Source organism: Streptomyces altiplanensis, from assembly GCF_053591575.1.
This window is the reverse complement of sequence record NZ_JBSFUB010000093.1, coordinates 1-15,554: the sequence shown is the minus strand read 5'-3', so window position 1 is coordinate 15,554 and position 15,554 is coordinate 1. Positions and strand designations below refer to the sequence as shown.

The window sequence follows — 15,554 nt, the reverse complement described above, 5'->3', positions numbered from 1 at the left end:
TCTACGCGCGTAGTTCTGCCGAATATCAAAAAGAGCTGGGCGGTATGCGGCCCGGGGGCCGGAGAGGCGGCAGAAACCGCCTCCCCGGTCCCCCGGGTCTCACGTCGTGACCGGTGGCCCTACGGCGCGGTCCTGACCTTGACCTTGCCGGCGACGACGTCGGCCTTCGCCTTGTCGACGGCGGCGATGAGGTCCGTCATCTTCTGGTACGCCGGGTTGGAGTCGGACAGGCCGACACCGTCCTCCGCGAGGCCGTAACGGACCTCACCGGACTGCGGCTTGCCGTCCTTGACCGACTTGATCAGGTTGTAGACCGAGTCGGAGACGTCCTTGGTCACCGAAGTGAGGATCTTGTCCTTGTACTTCGCCAGACCGGGCTGCTCGTACTGGTCCGAGTCGACGCCGATGGCCCACTTGCCCTTGTTGGCAGCGGCCTCGATCGCGCCGGAGCCCGCGAGACCCGCGGCGTGGTAGACCACGTCGGCGCCCTTGTCGAGCTGGCCCTCGGCGGCGGCCTTGCCGAGGTCGGGCTTGGAGAAGCCGTCGGTGTTCGGCGGCTGGGTCAGGTACTGCTTGAGCACCTCGACCTGGGGGTTGGTGTCCTTGACGCCTTGGGCGAAGCCCGCCTCGAACTTCTTGATCAGCGGGACCTCGACGCCACCGATGAAACCGACCTTGTTGGTCTTGGTGGCCTTGGCGGCGGCGACGCCGGCGAGGTAGGAGCCCTGCTCCTCGTTGAAGACCAGGTTCGCGATGTTCTTGCCGGTCACCGAGGTGTCGTCGATGATGCCGAAGGTGGTCTTCGGGAACTTCGGCGCGACCTTCTTGATGGCCGGCGCGTAGGCGAAGCCGACGCCGATCACCGGGTTGTTGCCGGAGCGGGCCAGCTCGGTGAGGCGCTGGACCTTGTCGGCGTCCGACTCGCCCTCGGAGGGCTCCTGGTCGTTGCCCTTGATGTCAAGGCCCTTCTCGGCCTTCTCCAGGCCGGCGTACGCGGCGTCGTTGAAGGACTGGTCGCCGCGGCCGCCGATGTCGTACGCGATGGCGGCGCTGGGCTCCTTCGAGCCGGAAGCGGAGTCCGACGTCTTGCCACACGCGGTGGCGGAGAACGCGAGGGCTGTGGACGCGATGGCCACAGTGGCAATTCTGGTTACCCGGCGCACGGGAGGGCTCCTTCAACCTGACCGAAGCGCCTCTGCCGGCGCTGGTTTCGCGGCGATCGTAACGCGCGTAGATGTCAGTTAAGGGAGCGTTCATCAGTCGTTATCGGATCGTCGCGAACCGCCACGGTTCGGCAGGCGACCCTGGGCAGCGCACCACCCTGCCGTGAAGGCAACCCACAGCGACACGATCAAGCCAATTAGTACACACGAACGACGCGGCAGATGATCTCGTGGACTACCGTGATCGATGACCACAGGCCGAGTCGGCCACCAAAGGGGAGGGGATCCCGTTGAGGACCCGAAAATTTACTTTCACCGCAATTGGCATGAGCATTGCGACCAGTGCGGCGCTCATCAGCATGGCTTCACCCGCAGCCGCTAGCGCCACGTGCGAGACCTGGAAGTCAGCTGGCGGAACGTCCGGGAGCGCGAAATGTACAGGCGGGGGAACGCGCTTCGACACGCACAGGGTCAAGATTTGGTGCGCCAACCCACACGGGACGAAGTTCGGGGTCTGGGGCCCGTGGGTGAACACGCGAGCAGGCAAGACCTCGACGGCATCATGTGGCAGCAGCGGGAACGCGGGGGTCGTCAGCCTCAAGGCCGAGATTTCGGCGGTCTGAGCCAGAACAGAACATCGAGGTGAGACGGTCCGCCGAGAACATCGGCGGACCGTCTCACGTAGTCACGCGGCTCAGCCCTTGAGCAACGCGGCGGCGGTGAAGAGCTCGACGCCGGCCTCGATCGCGGCCTCGTCCACGTCGAAGTCGCCGCGGTGCAGGTCGCGTCGGGCGGTGTCGCCCGGGGTGCGCACGCCCAGGCGGGCCATCGCGCCCGGGACCTGCTCCAGGTACCAGGAGAAGTCCTCGCCGCCGAGGCTCTGCTCGGTGTCCTCGATCGCGTGCAGCCCGCGCCGGGCGGCCATCGCGTCGGTGAGCAGCTCGGTGACGGCGTGCTCGTTCACGACCGGCGGGACGCCGCGGACGTAGTTGATCTCCGACTTGGCGCCGTGCAGGGTCGCGATCTCGTCGATCGCGGCGTGGATCAGGTCCGGGGCCTCGTGCCAGGCGCCGAGGTCCAGGCAGCGGACGGTGCCGGCGAGTACGGCGCGCTGCGGGATGACGTTGCAGGCGTGACCGGACTCGATGCGGCCCCAGGTCACCGCGAGTCCCGCGCGCGCGTCGACGCGGCGGGCGACCAGCGCCGGGACGTCGGTGGCGACCCTGGCGACGGCCGTGACCAGGTCGGTGGTGAGGTGCGGGCGGGCGGTGTGGCCGCCGGGGCCGTCCAGCGAGATCTCGATCCGGTCGCAGGCCGAGGTGATCGGGCCGGTGCGCAGACCGACGCGGCCCGCGTCGACCTTGGGGTCGCAGTGCACCGCGATGATCCTGCCCACGCCGTCGAGACCGCCGGCCTCGATCACGCCGAGCGCGCCGCCGGGCATCATCTCCTCGGCGGGCTGGAAGATCAGCCGTACCGGCTGCGTCAGCAGGCCCTGGCGGGCCAGGTCGGCGAGGACCAGGCCGGCGCCGAGCACCACCGTGGTGTGGACGTCGTGGCCGCAGGCGTGCGCGCGGTCGGGGACGGTGGAGCGGTACGGGACGCCCGTCTTGGTGTCCGGGATGGGCAGCGCGTCGATGTCGGCGCGCAGGGCCAGGATCGGACGTACGCCGTCGCGGCCGGCGGCGTCGGCCCGGTCCGTGCCGATGTCGCAGATGAGCCCGGTGCCCGAGGGAAGCACACGCGGCGCCAGACCTGCCTGCTCCAGGCGGGCCTTGATCGCCGCGGTGGTGCGGAACTCCTGATTGCCGAGCTCGGGGTGCATGTGCAGGTCGCGACGGAAGGCGATCAGCTCAAGACGCAGGCTCTCGGGCAGCGTGCCGGGGAGCGGGACCATCCCGGGCAGTGCTGCTTCTTCGGACTCGCAGATCAGGTGGCTCATCTCTGAAAGGGTAGGCGCCTCAGGGGGGTGACTGACCAGTGATCTACAAAACTTCAGTCGCATAGGGGAAAGAAAAACGGTCGCGCGGTGCATGGGGCCCGGCCGGGGTGGGTAAGCTGCGCCGCCCTCATTGCGCCGTCGAGCTGGTGTTTTGCCCCCTACCGGGTCGGCCCCGCGGCCCGCCTCCCCGTGCGCCGGACCCGCTCCCTCGTGTGCGATGTCACATATGTGTCGAACTAGACATTCGGCGGACATTCAGCCCAGGGCCGGGAGACGCTGGACGTCGCGGGCCGTGGTGGTGACGCCCGACAGGAAGCCCTGGGCGCGGGGTGAGGCCGTGTCCCGCAGCCACTGCGGGTTCACGTCGCAGACCGCGACCCGTACGCCCGTGCCCGCCAGCGCGAGCGGAAGGGTGTGCACGACGGTCGAGGGGAAGCTGAGGATCGTACGGCCGATCGGACCGCGCCGGGCTATGAGCTCCAGCGGCAGGTCGGGGCGGACGATCTCCAGGCCCGTCTCGACGGCGAGGCGGTGCAGCTTGTCGGTGCTCTCGCGGCGGTGGGCGAAGTAGCGGGTGGCGCCGTGGGTCCGGGCCAGGGCGGAGACCGCCTCGACGTACCGGTCGGGGTCGACGACCCCCGTCTCGACCAGCGAGGTGCCGACCAGGTCGGCGCCGCGCGAGACGCGGGGCGGCCCGAAGCGGGCCCGGGTCCAGCCGAAGCCGTTGGCGGTGACGGTGATCCCCGGGGCCCGCTCCACGGGCATCGAGGTGAAGATCTCGACGGTGCGGGTGGGCGACGGGGTGAGGCGGCGGCGCGCCGCCGCCGAAACCGGCCCGAAGACGAAGTCGCGCGCCGCCCGGCGGCCGCCGCGCCGGTGCCAGCGCTCCAGGCGCTCGCCGCCGGTGAGCTGGGCGATGAACTCCATGGTGGCCGTGCCGTCGTCGACGACGACCAGGTCCCGGGCGCGCGTGATCATCAGCAGCAGCTGCACGTACCGCGAGAACGGGTCGCCGATGACGACGCGGCGCGCCCGGCGCAGGGCGGACGCCAGCCCGCCGATGGTCTGGAACGGCGCCCCCGCCCCGCCACGGGCCTCCTCCCACCGCACCCGCATGCCTTCGTGGCGGGCGAGCTCCGCCATGCGCCGCAGCTGGCCGCGGGTCATGGGGTCGGTGGGCGACAGGACGACGACCGTGAGGCCGTGCCTCTGGGGCTCCGCCTGCGCGTGGGCCCACTCCAGGACGTTCAGGAGCTGGACGGGGCTCTCGACGAAGGCGAGGGTCTCGGAGGCTTCGGAGGCGTGGGACGCCTCGAGGGCCTCGGTGGCGGAGGGGCCGGGGGTGCCGTTCACGGCGACTTCGACCTCGGTCCGTCAGACCGCGACGGGCTCGCGGTCGGCGCCCTCGGCGACGACACCCGCGACCCGGCGCAGCTTCTTCATCGGACCGAGCTCGGACTCGTACACCTTCTTGACGCCGTCACCGAGGGAGGCCTCGATGGTGCGGATGTCGCGGACCAGGCGGGTCAGGCCGCCGGGCTCGACGGAGGCGGCCTGGTCGGAGCCCCACATGGCGCGGTCGAGGGTGATGTGGCGCTCGACGAACGCGGCGCCGAGGGCGACGGCGGCCAGCGTCGTCTGGAGGCCGGTCTCGTGGCCGCTGTAGCCGATCGGGACGTTGGGGTACTCGGCCTGGAGCGTGTTGATCACGCGCAGGTTGAGCTCCTCGGCCTTCGCCGGGTACGTCGACGTGGCGTGGCAGAGCAGGATGTTGTCGCTGCCCAGCACCTCCACGGCGTGGCGGATCTGGCGCGGCGTCGACATGCCGGTGGAGAGGATGACCGTACGGCCGGTGGCGCGCAGCGAGCGCAGCAGCTCGTCGTCCGTGAGGGACGCGGAGGCGACCTTGTGGGCGGGTACGTCGAACTTCTCCAGGAAGGCGACGGCCTCGGTGTCCCACGGGGAGGCGAACCAGTCGATGCCGCGCTTCTTGCAGTGCTCGTCGATGGCGCGGTACTCGTCCTCGCCGAACTCGACGCGGTGACGGTAGTCGATGTACGTCATCCGGCCCCACGGGGTGTCCCGCTCGATGTCCCACTGGTCGCGCGGGGTGCAGATCTCCGGGGTGCGCTTCTGGAACTTGACCGCGTCGCAGCCGGCGTCGGCGGCGGCGTCGATGAGCGCGAAGGCGTTCTCGATGTCGCCGTTGTGGTTGATGCCGATCTCGCCGGTGACGTAGACGGGGTGGCCCGGGCCCGCGGTCTTGGAACCGAGGGTGCGGAGGCGGGAGTTGGTGCTCATGTGGATCTTTTCCTTACGGGGGGTGAGTTACGGGGTGAGGGTGGGGGTGCCGGTGGTGAGTGACGGGCCGAGGACCCAGGCGGCGATCTCGCGGATCGCGCCCTCGCCGCCCGGGACCGCCGTCACGGCGCGCGCCGCCGCGCGCACCGTGTCGTGGGCGTTGGCGACCGCCACCGGCCAGCCGACGAGGGCCAGGCAGGACAGGTCGTTGACGTCGTTGCCGGCGTAGAGCACCCGCTCGGGTGCCACGCCCTGCTCCTCGCACCACTGCTTGAGGGCGAGGTCCTTGCGGTCGATGCCGTGGAGCACGGGGATGCGCAGCTTGCGGGCCCGTGCGGCGACCACCGCGTTCTGTTCCGTGGACAGGATCAGCAGCTTGAGCCCCGCCTTGCGCAGGGCCGCGATGCCGAGCCCGTCGCCGCGGTGCACGGCGACGAGTTCGCGTCCTTCGGAGTCGATCAGCACCCGGTCGTCGGTCTGGGTGCCGTCGAAGTCGATGACGACGGCGTCGATGTCGTCGCGGGTGGGGAGGGCGCCCGGTGCCTCCTGCGGGTCGAGGAGCGGCGCGAGGGCGCGGGCGCGGGCCAGGTCGTGCGGGTCGTCGATCTCCAGGACGCGGGCCGGGTCCGTGACGACGAGCGCGGTCCGCCCGAAGAAGCGGTGCCCGGCCTTGCGGAATCCGGCGGCGTCCATGGCGTACGCCGCGCCGGTCTCCAGGAAGTCCTGCGGACGGTCCTGGCGGCGGGGGCGGAAGCTCTTGTCGTGGTTGACGCCTTCCGCGGCGGACGCGGCGTCCCCGGCGGACCCGGCGGACTCGCGCCAGACGAAGCCGTGGAAGGGGGCCACCGTGTGGGCCGTGTCCGCGCCGTCCTCGACGACCGCGGCGCAGACGCCGTCGACGTCCTCGCCCGTCAGGAACGGGCTCGTGCACTGCACCAGCAGCACCACGTCCACCACCGCGCCGTGCAGCGCCTCGTGGGCGTCCAGGGCGTGCAGTACGGCCGCCTCACTGGTCGCCGTGTCCCCCGCGATGCCGGCCGGGCGCGGCACCACCTCGGCGCCCGCGCCGCGCGCCGCCGCCGCGATGGCGGGGTCGTCCGTGGAGACCACGACGTGCGTGACCCGGCCGGCGCCCAGGCACGCCCGGACGGCGCGCGCCACGAGCGGCACTCCGCCGACGGGGGCGAGGTTCTTCGCCGGTACGCCCTTGGATCCGCCGCGGGCGGGGATCACGGCGAGGACGCGGCGTCCGGGCCCTGCGTCGGTCTGCGGCTGGCTGTTCACAGTTCTCCCATGCGGCGGATGACGGGCGCCACGCGCTGCACCCCGTGGCGGTACGCCCCGCGCGCCGCCTCGCGCACGGCGTCGCGCAGGACGCGGCGTACGCCGGTGACGTCGGCGGTGGTGGTGTGCGTGCCGTCGAGGCGGTGGCGGGCGAGGATGCCGGGGAGGTAGCCCGGCGCGGTGGCGGGGGTGTAGTAGGGGGCGACCGGCGGGAGGCCGGGGCGCTCCAGGAGTGCGGTGACCCGCTCGCGCACGGCGTCGAAGGCCGTCTCGTACGAGCCGTCCGCGGCCACGCCCTGCGCCGCCAGCCACTCCTCGTCGGCCCGCGGCCGGTGGCCGGCGTCGAGCTGGTCCCAGGAGGCGAGGCAGCCGGAGCCGAGGAAGTGGTGGTTGCCGAGGACCTCGCGCACGCCCAGGTCGGTGAGGACGGCGGTCGGGATGCGGCGGTGCAGGGACTCCAGGGCGGCGGTCGAGCTGACCGTGACGAGGAGGTCGGCGCGGTCCAGGACCTCGCCCATGTGCCCGTACACGAGGCGGAAGTTGGGCGGCGGACCGCCTTCGATGCGGGCCGCGAGCTTCTGGTAGGGCAGTTCCTCGATGTGCGTGGTGTGCTCGCCCGGCTTGCTGCGGAGTTTGAGGAGGACCTCGCGGCCGGGGTGCAGCCGGGCGTGCTGGACGAGGCGGCGCAGCAGGTAGGCGCGGTCGGCGCGGGACTGCGGGACGGAGGGCTGGGCCGCGAAGACGACGGTGCGGGTGTCCGTACCGGTGTAGCTGTCGCCGCCGAGGAAGGGCAGCGCGGCCTCCGTCACGGCCGAGGCGTCGGCGCCCACGCCCTCGTACACCGCGCGGAAACGCTCCGCGTCGTGGCGCGAGTTGGCGAGGACGATGTCGGCGCCGTGGCGCAGCAGCAGCCCGTCAGCGAGCTTCTCGTAGACGACGCCGACGTATCCCGTGCCGATGACGGGCCGGCGCCCGGTGTCCGGCCACAGCGGCGCGAGGCCGTGCAGCATCGCCTGTACGGCGCCGCCGACGAGGGCGAGCAGGACGACGTCGTACGCCTCGTGCTCGACCTCACCGATGAACTCGGCGGCGGTCACCTCCCGCACACCCTCGACCGGCACGCCGACCTCGGCGAGCTGACGGGGGGTGGGGGTGGCCCGGCCGCGCAGCAGGAAGCCGCTGATTTCCGCTTCCGGCGCGATGCGGCGAGCGGTGAGCGCTCCCCATTTCCATCGCGTGTCGGAATCGGCGATCACGGCGATCCGCAGGGTTTTGCTGGTACTTGCTGGCACATCGAAGAAACTAGGGAGGCATTCCGATTGACGGCCCAACTCAGCCGCAACAAAGGGTTAACAGCACATCGACGGTCGGCGTCGGCGCCCGGGAAACAGGCGGGTTAACCATTCCGCCATTCTTCGTTCACCCGCCATCCCCGTGGGGGTCGCGGCGAATGCCGCAGTGCGCCCTAGCGTCGCGGGGGTGGTCAAGCTCTCTGTCGTCGTGCCGTTCTTCAACGTGCAGACATACGCCCCAGACACTCTTCGAAGCCTCCGCGCTAATGCCCGCGAGGACTTCGAATTCATCCTCGTCGACGACTGTTCGACCGACGGGACGCCGGAGATCCTCCGGCGCGCCGAGCGTGAGCTCCCGGGGGCGGTCCTGGTCAGACACGAGCGCAACGGCGGCCTGGCCACCGCCCGCAACACCGGACTCGACGCGGCGCGCGGCGAGTACCTGACCTTCCTCGACGGCGACGACTGGCTGGCCCCCGGCCACTACGCGCGTCTGCTCGCCGCCATGGAGGAGCTGGGCTGCGACTTCGTCCGCACCGACCACGTGCAGTGCACCGGGCGCACGCGTACGGTCCACCGCGTCCCGCACGGCCGGCGCGGCGTCGTCATGTCGCCGCGCGAGGCGATCCTGCCCGCCAGCCGGTCCACCTCCGTCGACTACGCGTACGCCTGGGCCGGCATGTACCACCGCAGGCTCGCCGACCGGGGGCTGCTGCACTTCACCGACGGCCTGCGCACGGCCGAGGACCGGCCGTGGATCTGGCGGCTGCACCGGGAGGCCGAAAGCTTCGCCGTACTCGGCATGCTGGGCGTCTTCTACCGGCGGGGCGTCGCGTCGTCGCTCACGCAGATCGGTGACGTACGGCAGCTCGACTTCATCCGGGCCTTCGACCAGGTCGTCGGGGAAACGGCGGAGGACCGCGACGCGGACCGGCTGCTGCCGAAGGCGGTACGTACGTACTGCGCCATCATCTCCCACCATCTGGGAAGCATCGAAAGGTTCGAACCGGCCGTGGCACGGAAATTGCGGACGATGAGCGCGGCGGCCCTCAAGCGGATGCCGCAGGACGTCCTGAAGGACGCGCTGGACTCGATGGACGCCGAGCGTTCCGTGCGGCTGCGCCGTCTCCACCGCCGTCCCGTGGGCGCGCAGGCGTCACCGGCCGCGCAGGTGTCGCCGGAGGCCGCTGCCTGATGGCCACGACGCAGATCTTCTTCGCCTCCACGCTGTACGGCGCCGCGACGCTCGCCGCCGCCATCGACAGCGACTGCTTCGCTCCGGCCGGCCGGCGGCTGCTCCTCGTCAGCAACAACGCCGCCACCCCCGAGACGACGCCCTCCCTCGACGAGATGCCGGGCTTCGAGCGGCTGCGCGACCGCTTCGACCGGGTGCTGTCCTGGAACGAGGCCCTCGCGCCCTTCCATCCCGGCGCCTGGTCGCCGCGCACGGACGACATCCCGCTGTGGGAGCGCCACTTCAGGCTGCTGTGGGGCCTCGGGGACGACACGGTGGAGCTGGTCGTCGAGTCCATCCAGGTCAACCCGGCGCTGGCGCTCACCCAGCTGTTCACGGACGCGCCGGTCGACGTGTACGCCGACGGGCTGATGAGCTACGGCCCGACCCGCAACAAGATCGACCCGCTGGTCGGCACGCGCGTACGCCGCCTGCTCCACCTGGACCTGGTGCCGGGCCTGACCCCGCTGCTGCTCGGGGAGTTCGGCGTACCGCCGGAGGTCGTACCGACGGAGTCCTTCCTGAAGGTGCTCGGCGAACTGTCCGACGGGGAAGAGGAGCTGTCGCTCCCCGCCGGTTCGGCGCTCCTCCTCGGCCAGTACCTGTCCGCGCTCTCGATCCTCACCGCGGAGGAGGAGGAAGACCTCCACGTGGCGATGTTGCGCGGGGCCGTCGACCGGGGCCACCGGCAGATCGTCTTCAAGCCGCACCCCACGGCGCCGGCCCGCTGGTCGCGCCTGCTGGAGCACGAGGCGCAGACACTGGGCGTCGAACTGACCGTCCTGGACAGCCCGGTGCTGGCCGAGGTGGTGTACCAGCGGCTGCGTCCCGCGCTGGTGGTCGGGTGCTTCTCGACGGCGCTGCTGACGGCGAGCACGTTCTACTCGATCCCGGTGGCCCGCACCGGCACGGACCTGCTCCTGGAACGCCTCTCGCCGTACCAGAACAGCAACCGCGTGCCGGTCACGATCGTCGACGCGCTGGTCCCCGGCCTGGAAGAGGACGGCGCGCACGCCGGCCCGCCGGACCTGGCGGGCCTGCTCAAGGCGGTCGGCTTCGCGATGCAGCCGCAGATCCGCGCGGACCTGCGGCCGGCGGCCGAGCGCTTCCTCGCCCAGCACCTCCGGGGCAGCACCTGGCGCTACTTCAAGCGCCGCCGGCTGACCACGCTCGCGCTGCCGGGCGCGATCCCGAAGCAGTTCGGCTTCATCCCGCGCAACGCGGCGCTGCGGCGCGTGGTGCGCAGGGCGCGGTCGCTGAAGCGGGCCGCGCTCCGGAGGGCCGCGACGGGCTGACGGGCCGACGGGCCGACGGGCCGACGGGCCGACGGCGAAGGGGGTGGGCCACCGGTCGGTGGCCCACCCCCTTTCGTTCGTGCCCGTTCGTGCGCGTTCGTGCGCGTTCGTTCTCAGAGAGCCGGGTGGCGTCCCAGGATCACCCGCAGGTCCGCGGCGTTCGCCTCGGTCACCTTCCACAGCTCCTGCTGCCGTCCGTGCACGTCGGCCACCGACGCGGCGTGGTCGTCGAGCAGGCCCAGCGCCCGCTCGGTGAGCACCGCCCCGAGGTTCTTGTCGTGCACGGAGATGCCCCACTCGGGCCGTTCGATGTCGGACAGGAAGTACGCCATCTTCGGGTGCGAGATCAGGCTGATGATCGGCGTACCGCAGCCGAACGGGATCATCCCCGCGTGGCCGCGCATCCCGATCACCAGTTTGGTGCGGGCGTACGTGTCCCTGATCGCGTCGTTGCCGAAGTCGTACATCGGGATGACCGGCAGCGAGATGCCGTGCTCGCGCCGCAGGTCGAAGGCGATCTTCTCGTCGTCGAGCGAGTGGGCCACGCACTTCACCTCGGCGTGCGCGCCGAGCGCCCGCACGGCCTTCGCCATCTCGGCGAGGAAGTGGCCGTAGTCGTGCCCGAAGCGCAGGCCCGCCCGGTCGTACGCCGCGTTGACCAGCACGGTGTCCTCGCGGTGCGACGGGTCGGTCCAGCCGGCCACCAGCTGGCGGGTGACGGTCGTCGGGCAGGGCTGGAAGCGCACCTTGTCGTGCAGCCCGGCGGGGAGCAGCGACCGCACCTTCTCGATCGAGCCGTGGTTGCGGAGCCCGAAGAAGGAGGCGCGCTCGACGAGGGTGCGCAGGGCGGTGTTGAAGCGCCCGGCCCGGTAGGACTGGCCGTCGAAGGCGTTGAAGCCGACGGCGTACACCATGACGGGTACGTCGATGCGGTTCAGCAGCGCGTCGGGGACGTTCCACTGCCAGGCGCTGTTGCCGTTGGGCGCGGTGTCCGGGATGAACAGTCCGCCGCCGCCGATGACCAGTCCGCGCCGGGCGTTGACGCGCTCCAGGGCGGCCTCGTCGAAGAGCCGGTGGGCGTGGACGGAGTGCCAGCGGCGGGGGCCGGGATCGGCGTCGAAGGCCAGCCGTACGCTCTCGGGCAGCAGCTTGTCGCCCGCGTTGCCCTGGCGCTCCATGTAGAAGGCGACGTGCGCGAGCTGCTCGGCGGCGACGCCCTCCTGCGGGGGCGGCGGGTTCTCCGTACGCCGTTGCATCAGCCGGTTCGCCCGGTGGGTCGGGTCGACCCGCAGCCCGTCCAGCGCGTACCGCTGCGCCGCGTCGTCGTCGCCGTGGATCCAGGCGATCTGGGCGAGCCGGCCGAAGGCGGTGGCGGCCCGGTTCGGGGCGGCCGTGGCCAGCAGCAACTGCGCCCGGGCCTCGTCGTACCGCGACACGCTCATCAGGGCGTGGCCCAGCACCTCGTGCGGCCAGGCCGAGTCCAGCGGGATGCGTACGCGCCCGAGCAGGTCCACCGCTTCCTGGTACTCGCCCGCCGCGATGTGGGCGGCGGCGACCCTGCGGGCGCTCTCCACGTCGCCGGTGCGCTCGACGTGCGGGGTGCCGAAGTGCACGACCAGGTCGTGGTGCAGGCCCTTGCCCAGCGCCAGGTACGCGGCGTGGAACTGCGCGTCGGACAGCTCGAACTCGCGCCAGCGCTCCTCCGCCTTCGCGTACCCCGCCTCGCCGCCCTGCCAGGGCTTGTGCCGCCCGGTGAAGTGCAGGATCGCGGTGTCGTCCGGCACGGGCAGGTCGCCGGACAGCCGCCGCTTGACGAAGTTGTAGCGGGCGTCGAGCTGGACGAAGTCCCCGTCGAGCACGGCGTTGAGGATGCCCTGGTCGTGCTTGTCGAGCTCGTACGCGCCGCTGCGTCCGGTGGCGTCGATCCGCGCGCAGAACTCGTCGCTGAGGTACTCGCGCTGGATGACGAGGAGACCGCTGTTGAGCTTGTGCTGCCCGTAGAAGAACTGCGGTACGGCCGCCAGCCCCTCGCGCAGTTTGAGCAGCTCGCCCAGGTCGCCGAGGACCACCATGTCGGTGTCCAGGGTGATCACGGTGTCGTAGTCGCGGATGCGGAAGACGTCGAGGATGAAGTACGCCTTGCGGACCAGGTAGTTGTCCTGGTCGCCCTTGGCGTACGTGTCGTAGCGGGCGGCGTCGACGCGGCGCAGCTCGATGCGCGGGTGCAGGGCGCGGATGCGGGCGACGGAGGAGGGCTTCAGGTCGTCGTGGAGGACGATGAAGTCCTCGCACAGGCCGGGGTTGGACAGCGCGAGACTGCGCAGCAGTACGAGGAAACCGGGCAGGTAGTTCTCGTCGACGAAGCTGGCGAAGGCGATGCGGCGCTTGCCGGTGAGAGCGTGGGCGGGGGCAGGCGCGGGGGCCTGGGCGGGGGATGTCATCGCAGGGAGATCCTCATGTCACTGACGCTCTGGGCGCGTTCCATGACCCACGCCTTTTCGCTGGTGTATTCGTGCACGGAGGTGATGGGCATCCGCATCGCTTCCTGGAGGCGGTAGGCGCCGCTCTCGTAGAAGTCGAAACCGATGAGGTCGAGCGTCGGGCTGACATCGAGGAAGTCCAGCAGCCACAGCATGTTGAAGCCGCTGGTGGGGATGGACGACCACACGTCCGTGCCGACCCTGCCGATGTTGCGCAGCGGCCAGCGCAGCGACTCGTCGCCGAGGTACTTCTGGGCGCCCGGCACCAGCCGGTTGCGCAGCGAGTGCTTCCAGTCGCCGGAGACCCCGCCGAAGACGAGGCGGGTCATGACCGGCCGGTCCCAGTTGAAGCCGTGCTTGTGGATGGTGGCGTGGATGTCGGTGCGGCTGCCGGTCGCGGCCGGGTCGATCTTGTACGAGTTGAAGCGCACCACGAGGTCGTACGCGTCGATCTCCGCTCCCAGCGTGCCGCGCCCGACCCGCTGGGAGTTGGCTATCAGGCAGATGGACTTGCCCGCTATCTGGTTGCGGAACTCGCCCAGGGTGATCCAGTCGACGCCGCCGAAGGTGGGGTCGGCGACCGGCCCGCGCATCCGGTTCCTGCGCTGGCCGGCGTAGAGCGTGATCAGTTCGCTCAGCTCCGCGGCCTCGCCGCCGTTCGCCGCGATCCGCAGGTCGAGGTACTGGCTCACGGCCGCCTGGACGTCCTGGACCGGGCTGCCGTCGCGCTCCATCGCGAGCAGCGCGCCGACCAGGCGCGGTCCGGCCTCCTCCCGGCTGCCGCGCGCGTGCAGCGCGAGACCCTCGGCCCAGACGTCGGTGGCCGGTCCGGCGGAGTACGCCGCAGCCCCGGGGCACTGGCGCTCCAGCAGCCGCAACAGCTCGTCCTGCCGCCGCCCGCCCTCCCGCATTCCGGCGATCTTGGGGGCCACTCCGAAGCCGTCGTCGTCCGTCAGGGCGAGGTAGCGCTCGTACGCCTCGACGGTGGCGGCCTCGTCCCCGAGGGCCTCCAGCGTGCGGGCGCGCAGCCGCCAGCCGGCCCGGGAGTTCCTGCGCAGGGTCAGGACGGTGTCGCTGATGAGCAGGGCCAGTCCCAGCTCGTCGTCGTAACCGCACTCCAGCGCCTTGCTGCCGACGGCGAGCAGCGCGTCGAGCAGCTCACCGCTCAGGTCGTCGGCGTGGCCGGCCGGGGCCTTGGCGGCGCGCCGGAGCAGGGCGGTGGCGCCGGTGGCGGCCGCAGCCGGCGCGGGGGCCTGCGCCATGGCCCGGGTGGCGAGCAACTGCCGCAGTTTCTCGGCGAGTTCCGTGCGCCTTCGGTCGAGACCGGCGACGAGCTTGCCGCTGTGCACGGCGCAGGCGCGCAGGCACTCGTCGAGCCCGGTCGGGGTGATCCCCCTGCTTCCCCCGATCCCGGCAGGCGGCACGTTCGACGGCGCCTGGCCGTCCGGCGCGCCGGTGGGGTTCTCGCCGTCGCGCGGTCTCGGCCATCGGTTGCGGGCCTTCGTCATGATGCTCCAAGGTCATTCAGCCCCGCTGGCAGATCGCGGGTCCGCGTCACCCTAGGAACCGCGACCGACCGGCGGGTGAACTCCCCTCGTCGCACAGGGAAATAGTCGTACGCCGGACCGGCGGCGGGGTCCCCGCTGCCCGTCAGAGCGAGGGCCGCCCGCTGTGCGCGGGCAGGGGGCGCAGGGCGTGCCAGCGTTCCAGCAGCCGTGCGGCGAGGGCGTCGCTCAGGCGGCCGAGGGCGTGCAGGCGGTCGTGGTCGCGGGCCAGTCCGGCGACCACGGTGAGGCGGTGCAGGAGCCGTTCCCGGGCGGAGGCGGGGCCCCAGCGGAAGTCCTCGGCGGACACCCGGGCGAGGTGGTCGACGGACCCGCGGCGCGCGCGTTCGACGAGGGCGTCGCCGGTGATGAGCCAGCCGGCGCAGGCGTCGGCGAGGTCGCCGGGCACGTCGGCGCCGGTGAGGCCGCGCCAGGCGGCACGGTAGACGTCCTCGGCCTCCGACAGCGGAGGGCCGGTGACCGACATGGCGCACCAGCAGGTCGGGAAGCCGATGCGGAGGTAGGCCAGCTCGACGAGGCCGTTGCCGAGCGAGGCGTGCTCGAAGTCGACGAACCGGACGCCGGTGGCGGTGCGCAGGTCGTTCCCCGGGCAGGGGTCGCCGTGCAGCAGGGCGTGGTGGGGGGCGGGGTCGAGCCGGCCGAGGAGACCGGCGAGTTCGCCGTCGACGCCCTGCGGGAGGGGCACTCCGAGCGTGCGCGCGAACGCCAGGAAGGAGTCGGCGTCGGCGCCGGTCGGACCCGGCCAGGCGGGCAGCGCGCCGGCGTCGGCCGGTCCGGTGAGCGCGTGCAGCCGGGCGAGCGAGTCGGCGTACGCGGGCAGCCAGTCGTCGGCGGGGCCCAGGTCGTCCAGATGCTCCATGACCAGCACGCGGGCCGCCGGGTCCGCCCCGAGCAGCGCGGGCGACGCCGGGGAGACCCCGGACGAGCGGATGGCGCTCTTCGCCGAGCTGCTGCCGACCGCGATGCACGCCGCCCGGGAGGCGGCCGCGCTGGCTCCG

The 15,554-nt window shown here is 71.8% G+C and carries 11 protein-coding genes; 2 read left to right on the top strand and 9 right to left on the bottom strand.

The genetic code is table 11. The features are described from left to right. Positions 1 to 119: 119 nt before the first annotated feature. The 6 genes from ACWD0Y_RS29290 to ACWD0Y_RS29265 form a co-directional block, all read right to left on the bottom strand. The gene (locus ACWD0Y_RS29290) at positions 120 to 1,163 is read right to left on the bottom strand and encodes a BMP family lipoprotein (protein WP_450263332.1); all 1,044 of its coding nucleotides are present in this window, start codon (positions 1,161 to 1,163) and stop codon (positions 120 to 122) included. A 694-nt stretch (positions 1,164 to 1,857) separates the two neighbouring features. Further along, positions 1,858 to 3,105 (bottom strand): amidohydrolase, encoded by a 1,248-nt coding sequence (locus ACWD0Y_RS29285; RefSeq protein ID WP_450263331.1) that lies wholly within the window; start codon positions 3,103 to 3,105, stop codon positions 1,858 to 1,860. A gap of 255 nt (positions 3,106 to 3,360) precedes the next feature. Then, a complete protein-coding gene (locus ACWD0Y_RS29280) occupies positions 3,361 to 4,458 on the bottom strand; it encodes a hypothetical protein (protein ID WP_450263330.1) in 1,098 nt (365 codons plus the stop codon). 21 nt (positions 4,459 to 4,479) lie between these two features. Then, the gene (locus ACWD0Y_RS29275; protein WP_093799408.1) at positions 4,480 to 5,406 is read right to left on the bottom strand and encodes an N-acetylneuraminate synthase family protein; all 927 of its coding nucleotides are present in this window, start codon (positions 5,404 to 5,406) and stop codon (positions 4,480 to 4,482) included. Positions 5,407 to 5,433: 27 nt separating this feature from the next. Further along, positions 5,434 to 6,690, bottom strand: coding sequence for a cytidylyltransferase domain-containing protein (locus tag ACWD0Y_RS29270; protein WP_450263329.1), 1,257 nt, complete (start codon positions 6,688 to 6,690; stop codon positions 5,434 to 5,436). Next, positions 6,687 to 7,982, bottom strand: a complete 1,296-nt coding sequence (locus ACWD0Y_RS29265; RefSeq protein ID WP_450263328.1) for a DUF6716 putative glycosyltransferase — start codon at positions 7,980 to 7,982, stop codon at positions 6,687 to 6,689. The genes ACWD0Y_RS29270 and ACWD0Y_RS29265 overlap by 4 nt, the downstream gene beginning before the upstream one ends. Positions 7,983 to 8,169: 187 nt before the next feature. On the opposite strand from ACWD0Y_RS29265, the gene ACWD0Y_RS29260 reads away from it, so the two are divergent. Together ACWD0Y_RS29260 and ACWD0Y_RS29255 are read left to right on the top strand one after the other, a co-directional pair. Next, complete coding sequence (locus tag ACWD0Y_RS29260; RefSeq protein WP_450263327.1) at positions 8,170 to 9,177, top strand: glycosyltransferase family 2 protein; 1,008 nt, start codon at positions 8,170 to 8,172, stop codon at positions 9,175 to 9,177. Then, a complete protein-coding gene (locus tag ACWD0Y_RS29255; protein ID WP_450263326.1) occupies positions 9,177 to 10,511 on the top strand; it encodes an alpha-2,8-polysialyltransferase family protein in 1,335 nt (444 codons plus the stop codon). The genes ACWD0Y_RS29260 and ACWD0Y_RS29255 overlap by 1 nt, the downstream gene beginning before the upstream one ends. Positions 10,512 to 10,624: 113 nt before the next feature. Here the strand turns inward: ACWD0Y_RS29255 and ACWD0Y_RS29250 are convergent, their stop codons facing one another. From ACWD0Y_RS29250 to ACWD0Y_RS29240, 3 genes are all read right to left on the bottom strand, one after another. Then, positions 10,625 to 12,952: a glycosyltransferase gene (locus tag ACWD0Y_RS29250; RefSeq protein WP_450263325.1), complete on the bottom strand. Its 2,328-nt coding sequence runs from the start codon at positions 12,950 to 12,952 to the stop codon at positions 10,625 to 10,627. Then, on the bottom strand, positions 12,949 to 14,499 hold the full coding sequence (locus tag ACWD0Y_RS29245) for a hypothetical protein (RefSeq protein WP_450263324.1): 1,551 nt from the start codon (positions 14,497 to 14,499) through the stop codon (positions 12,949 to 12,951). The genes ACWD0Y_RS29250 and ACWD0Y_RS29245 overlap by 4 nt, the downstream gene beginning before the upstream one ends. A 142-nt stretch (positions 14,500 to 14,641) precedes the next feature. Further along, positions 14,642 to 15,554, bottom strand: a 913-nt coding sequence (locus ACWD0Y_RS29240; protein WP_450263323.1) for an aminoglycoside phosphotransferase family protein, incomplete at its 5' end; no start/stop codon positions are given.

What these genes read in the sequence shown, in the direction of transcription:
- ACWD0Y_RS29285 (WP_450263331.1), bottom strand. Translation starts at nt 3,105, where the DNA reads ATGAGCCACCTGATCTGCGAGTCCGAAGAAGCAGCACTGCCCGGGATG.
- ACWD0Y_RS29275 (WP_093799408.1), bottom strand. Translation starts at nt 5,406, where the DNA reads ATGAGCACCAACTCCCGCCTCCGCACCCTCGGTTCCAAGACCGCGGGC.
- ACWD0Y_RS29255 (WP_450263326.1), top strand. Translation starts at nt 9,177, where the DNA reads ATGGCCACGACGCAGATCTTCTTCGCCTCCACGCTGTACGGCGCCGCG.
- ACWD0Y_RS29250 (WP_450263325.1), bottom strand. Translation starts at nt 12,952, where the DNA reads ATGACATCCCCCGCCCAGGCCCCCGCGCCTGCCCCCGCCCACGCTCTC.
- ACWD0Y_RS29245 (WP_450263324.1), bottom strand. Translation starts at nt 14,499, where the DNA reads ATGACGAAGGCCCGCAACCGATGGCCGAGACCGCGCGACGGCGAGAAC.